This window comes from Citrobacter sp. S55_ASV_140, assembly GCF_018919505.1.
Lineage (GTDB): Bacteria > Pseudomonadota > Gammaproteobacteria > Enterobacterales > Enterobacteriaceae > Citrobacter > Citrobacter werkmanii.
Window position 1 is genome coordinate 1 of sequence record NZ_JAHLQZ010000246.1, and the last position, 4,866, is coordinate 4,866.

The following is a 4,866-nucleotide window of genomic DNA, read 5'->3' on the forward strand; positions in this document are numbered from 1 at the left end:
CATCGCTGTATATGCCGGGCAACAGTATTACCTCTGCGTTGGCGAATGAATTTGCCGAAGCGGAATCAGGTCTGCACGTTGCCGCGTTGATGGAGTTGGGCCTGATTCTGTTTGTGATCACCTTCATCGTACTGGCTGCGTCTAAGTTCATGATCATGCGCCTTGCGAAGAACGAGGGGGCACGCTAATGGCTACGCTTGAAATGCAAAACACCACTGCGCTTGCGGAATCCCGCCGTAAAATGCAGGCGCGTCGCCGCCTGAAGAACCGTATAGCCCTGACGCTCTCAATGGCAACCATGGCGTTCGGTCTGTTCTGGCTTATCTGGATCCTGATGTCCACGATTACCCGTGGTATCGACGGTATGTCGCTGGCGCTGTTCACCGAAATGACGCCGCCGCCGAATACAGCTGGTGGTGGTCTGGCGAACGCTCTGGCCGGTAGCGGACTGTTGATCCTGTGGGCGACCGTGTTTGGTACCCCGCTGGGTATTATGGCGGGCATCTACCTGGCTGAGTACGGACGTAAGTCCTGGTTGGCTGAGGTCATCCGCTTTATCAATGACATCCTGCTTTCTGCGCCATCAATCGTGGTCGGTCTGTTCGTTTACACCATTGTCGTAGCAAAAATGGAACACTTCTCCGGCTGGGCGGGCGTTATCGCACTGGCGCTGCTGCAGGTGCCCATTGTTATTCGTACTACAGAGAACATGCTCAAACTGGTGCCGGACAGCCTGCGTGAAGCTGCCTATGCGCTGGGTACGCCGAAGTGGAAGATGATTTCTGCGATCACCCTGAAGGCGTCTGTCTCGGGCATTATTACAGGTGTCCTGCTGGCTATTGCGCGTATTGCCGGTGAAACGGCTCCGCTGCTGTTTACATCGCTCTCCAATCAGTTCTGGAGTACCGACATGATGCAGCCTATCGCCAACCTGCCGGTCACTATCTTTAAGTTTGCGATGAGCCCGTTTGCTGAGTGGCAGCAACTGGCCTGGGCTGGGGTACTGATTATTACCCTGTGCGTACTGCTGCTGAACATTCTGGCGCGCGTTATTTTCGCGAAGAAGAAACACGGTTAATTTTTACGGCGTGGCTGATGCGGCGCCGGATGAGGAATAGATTGAAATGAGTATGGTTGATACTGCCCCGGGTAAGATTCAGGTTCGTGATTTGAACTTCTACTATGGCAAATTCCATGCCCTGAAGAACATCAACCTGGATATTGCTAAAAACCAGGTTACGGCGTTTATCGGGCCGTCAGGCTGTGGTAAATCGACGCTGCTTCGTACGTTCAACAAAATGTTTGAGCTGTACCCGGAACAGCGTGCGGAAGGTGAAATCCTGCTGGATGGCGACAATATTCTCACCAATACCCAGGATATCGCGCTGCTGCGTGCCAAAGTGGGGATGGTATTCCAGAAGCCGACGCCGTTCCCGATGTCCATCTACGACAACATCGCGTTTGGCGTGCGTCTGTTTGAGAAACTCTCTCGTGCGGATATGGACGAGCGTGTGCAGTGGGCATTGACCAAGGCCGCATTGTGGAACGAAACCAAAGATAAATTACACCAGAGTGGGTACTCTCTCTCTGGTGGTCAGCAGCAGCGTCTGTGCATTGCGCGTGGCATCGCCATTCGCCCGGAAGTGCTTCTGCTGGATGAGCCATGTTCAGCGCTCGACCCGATCTCTACCGGGCGTATCGAAGAGCTGATCACCGAGCTGAAAGAGGATTACACCGTTGTTATCGTGACCCACAACATGCAGCAGGCGGCACGTTGTTCCGATCACACGGCATTTATGTACCTGGGCGAGTTGATTGAGTTCAGCAACACGGACGATCTGTTCACCAAGCCCGCGAAGAAACAAACTGAAGACTACATCACCGGTCGTTACGGCTGATTCAGGAGCTTGTTGTGGATAACCTTAACCTAAATAAACATATTTCCGGCCAGTTCAACGCAGAGCTGGAAAGCATCCGTACCCAGGTGATGACCATGGGCGGCATGGTGGAGCAGCAGCTTTCTGATGCGATTACCGCCATGCATAACCAGGACAGCGAGCTGGCGAAGCGCGTCATTGAAGGCGATAAGAACGTCAACATGATGGAAGTGGCGATCGACGAAGCCTGCGTGCGTATTATTGCCAAACGTCAGCCGACCGCCAGCGACCTGCGCCTGGTGATGGCGATTATCAAAACCATCGCTGAGCTGGAGCGTATTGGCGACGTGGCGGACAAAATTTGTCGCACCGCGCTGGAGAAATTCTCGCATCAGCATCAGCCGCTGCTGGTCAGCCTGGAATCACTGGGCCGCCACACTGTGCAGATGCTGCATGACGTGCTGGATGCGTTTGCGCGTATGGATCTGGACGAAGCGGTACGTATTTATCGTGAAGATAAGAAAGTTGACCAGGAATATGAAGGCATCGTGCGTCAGCTGATGACCTATATGATGGAAGACCCGCGTACTATCCCAAGCGTGCTTACCGCGCTGTTTTGTGCCCGTTCCATCGAGCGTATCGGTGACCGTTGCCAGAATATCTGCGAATACATTTTCTACTTCGTGAAGGGACAAGATTTCCGTCATGTAGGTGGTGATGAGCTGGATAAGCTACTGGCGGGGAAAGATCCGAAAGAGTAATAAAAACGTAGAAAATAGGCCGGATGAGCGTCAGCGCCATCCGGCATTTCAGTTAACGCGTAATATTCCATCCGCGCGCTTTCCACAATTCCGGCAACTGGGCCAAATCGGTAAAAGTCGTCACTTTTGGATGATCGATCGGTTTGTTGTGCGGATCGGCGCAGAAATAGAATACTTCCATTCCCGCCGCAATCCCCGCCTGCGCACCGGCACTGGAATCATCGACCAGAATGCAGTTCTCAACGTTGACGTCCATCGCTGTTGCCGCATGGAACATCAGGTCCGGATCGGGCTTCCAGCGTTGGATATCGTAACCGCTGAACAATAAATCAGGAAAATGGTGCAACATGCCCAGCTTACCCAGCGAATGCTGCATTTTACTGACCGGACCGTTAGAGACTACGCACATGGGCACTGTCATACTGTCCAGTAGCGCATTAGCGCCAGCGATCACCTCCAGTTCCGTATCGAACAGACGTGCGACCTCAGCGCGGTAAACCGGTTCTAAATCAGCTCTTGCCAGTTCGACACCGTGCTCTTCGTTGATAATGTCGATGATCTCGTACAGCTTTACCCCTTTGAAGCGTTTAAAAATTTCTTCAAGATCGAGCGTAATGCCGAACGCCTGGAACATGCTGACATACGCGCGAGAACAAATCACTTCACTGTCAACAAGGGTACCGTCACAGTCAAAAAATACGGCTTCTATCTGGGACATGTCATTTCCATTTTAACAAGTTTAACGTTTTCGTAATGCATTATTGGGCCACGCAATCGTTGCCGTATAAGCAAAATCAATGAAAAAAGTTGCTCATAACCCAACCCTATTGTCGCATTTTGGTATAGGATAGCGACGAATTTTCCCTCCTTGTTCGGAAATTGATAATGAGTCAACAACACACAACCCAGGCTTCTGGCCAGGGGATGCTGGAACGCGTGTTCAAACTGCGCGAACATGGCACGACGGCACGGACCGAAGTGATCGCCGGTTTAACGACCTTCCTGACGATGGTGTATATCGTTTTTGTTAACCCGCAAATTCTTGGCGTAGCTGGCATGGATACCAGCGCCGTCTTTGTTACCACCTGTCTTATTGCTGCTTTTGGTAGCATCCTGATGGGCCTGTTTGCCAACCTGCCGGTCGCCCTTGCGCCTGCTATGGGCCTGAACGCATTCTTTGCTTTCGTGGTCGTCGGCGCGATGGGCCTCTCCTGGCAGATTGGTATGGGCGCTATCTTCTGGGGCGCGGTAGGTTTGCTGCTGCTGACAATTTTCCGCGTACGTTATTGGATGATTGCAAATATCCCGGTTAGCCTGCGCGTGGGGATCACCAGCGGTATTGGTCTGTTCATCGGCATGATGGGGCTGAAAAACGCTGGTGTTATCGTGGCGAACAAAGACACGCTGGTGTCCATCGGCAACCTGACGTCTCACAGCGTGCTGCTCGGTATTCTGGGCTTCTTTATTATCGCGATTCTGGCGTCACGCAACATTCATGCGGCGGTGCTGATCTCCATTATTGTGACCACGTTACTGGGCTGGATGCTGGGCGATGTGCATTACAACGGTATCGTCTCTGCGCCACCGAGCGTGATGTCCGTTATTGGCCATGTCGATCTGGCCGGTTCGTTTAATATTGGCCTGGCGGGGGTGATTTTCTCATTTATGCTGGTCAACCTGTTCGACTCCTCCGGTACGCTGATTGGCGTTACGGATAAAGCCGGTCTGGCGGATGCGAAGGGCAAGTTCCCGCGTATGAAGCAGGCGTTGTATGTAGATAGCGTGTCATCTGTTACCGGCGCGTTTATCGGTACTTCTTCCGTTACCGCGTATATTGAATCTTCTTCCGGGGTTTCTGTCGGCGGACGTACCGGTCTGACAGCCGTGGTCGTTGGCCTGCTGTTCCTGCTGGTTATCTTCCTGTCGCCGCTGGCGGGAATGGTGCCGGGCTATGCCGCGGCCGGTGCGCTGATTTACGTCGGTGTGCTGATGACATCAAGCCTGTCGCGCGTGAAGTGGGATGACCTGACAGAAGCGGTTCCGGCGTTTATTACCGCCGTGATGATGCCGTTTAGCTTCTCGATTACCGAAGGTATCGCGCTGGGCTTTATTTCCTACTGCGTGATGAAAATCGGGACCGGACGTTTGCGCGATCTCAGCCCGTGCGTCATCGTTGTCGCGCTGCTGTTTGTACTGAAGATTGTGTTTATCGACGCGCACTGATCGCT

At 52.9% G+C, this 4,866-nt stretch carries 5 protein-coding genes and 1 pseudogene; 5 read left to right on the forward strand and 1 reads right to left on the reverse strand.

What is annotated here, in order from left to right:
• The 4 genes and pseudogenes from pstC to phoU form a co-directional block, all read left to right on the forward strand.
• Positions 1-188: pseudogene (gene pstC, locus KQJ18_RS21500) on the forward strand (phosphate ABC transporter permease PstC); the annotation flags it as partial.
• Positions 188-1,078, forward strand: a complete 891-nt coding sequence (gene pstA, locus KQJ18_RS21505; RefSeq protein ID WP_003827037.1) for a phosphate ABC transporter permease PstA — start codon at positions 188-190, stop codon at positions 1,076-1,078. The pseudogene pstC and the gene pstA, both read left to right, overlap by 1 nt.
• A 46-nt stretch (positions 1,079-1,124) precedes the next feature.
• Positions 1,125-1,898 carry a phosphate ABC transporter ATP-binding protein PstB gene (gene pstB / locus KQJ18_RS21510; protein ID WP_003023821.1) on the forward strand — a complete coding sequence of 258 codons (774 nt, stop codon included), beginning with the start codon at positions 1,125-1,127 and terminating at the stop codon, positions 1,896-1,898.
• Between the two features lie 14 nt (positions 1,899-1,912).
• The gene (gene phoU / locus KQJ18_RS21515; protein ID WP_038635754.1) at positions 1,913-2,638 is read left to right on the forward strand and encodes a phosphate signaling complex protein PhoU; all 726 of its coding nucleotides are present in this window, start codon (positions 1,913-1,915) and stop codon (positions 2,636-2,638) included.
• Positions 2,639-2,690: 52 nt separating this feature from the next.
• On the opposite strand, the gene yieH is transcribed toward phoU, so the two are convergent.
• Positions 2,691-3,356: a 6-phosphogluconate phosphatase gene (gene yieH, locus KQJ18_RS21520; protein WP_038635752.1), complete on the reverse strand. Its 666-nt coding sequence runs from the start codon at positions 3,354-3,356 to the stop codon at positions 2,691-2,693.
• Positions 3,357-3,523: 167 nt separating this feature from the next.
• Between yieH and adeP the strand changes: the two genes are divergently transcribed.
• Positions 3,524-4,861: an adenine permease AdeP gene (adeP, locus tag KQJ18_RS21525; RefSeq protein ID WP_006687753.1), complete on the forward strand. Its 1,338-nt coding sequence runs from the start codon at positions 3,524-3,526 to the stop codon at positions 4,859-4,861.
• Positions 4,862-4,866: the final 5 nt, after the last annotated feature.

Excerpts from the sequence above, each read along its gene's own strand:
- pstA (WP_003827037.1), top strand. The coding sequence starts at position 188 with ATGGCTACGCTTGAAATGCAAAACACCACTGCGCTTGCGGAATCCCGC.
- pstB (WP_003023821.1), top strand. The coding sequence starts at position 1,125 with ATGAGTATGGTTGATACTGCCCCGGGTAAGATTCAGGTTCGTGATTTG.
- yieH (WP_038635752.1), bottom strand. The coding sequence starts at position 3,356 with ATGTCCCAGATAGAAGCCGTATTTTTTGACTGTGACGGTACCCTTGTT.
- adeP (WP_006687753.1), top strand. The coding sequence starts at position 3,524 with ATGAGTCAACAACACACAACCCAGGCTTCTGGCCAGGGGATGCTGGAA.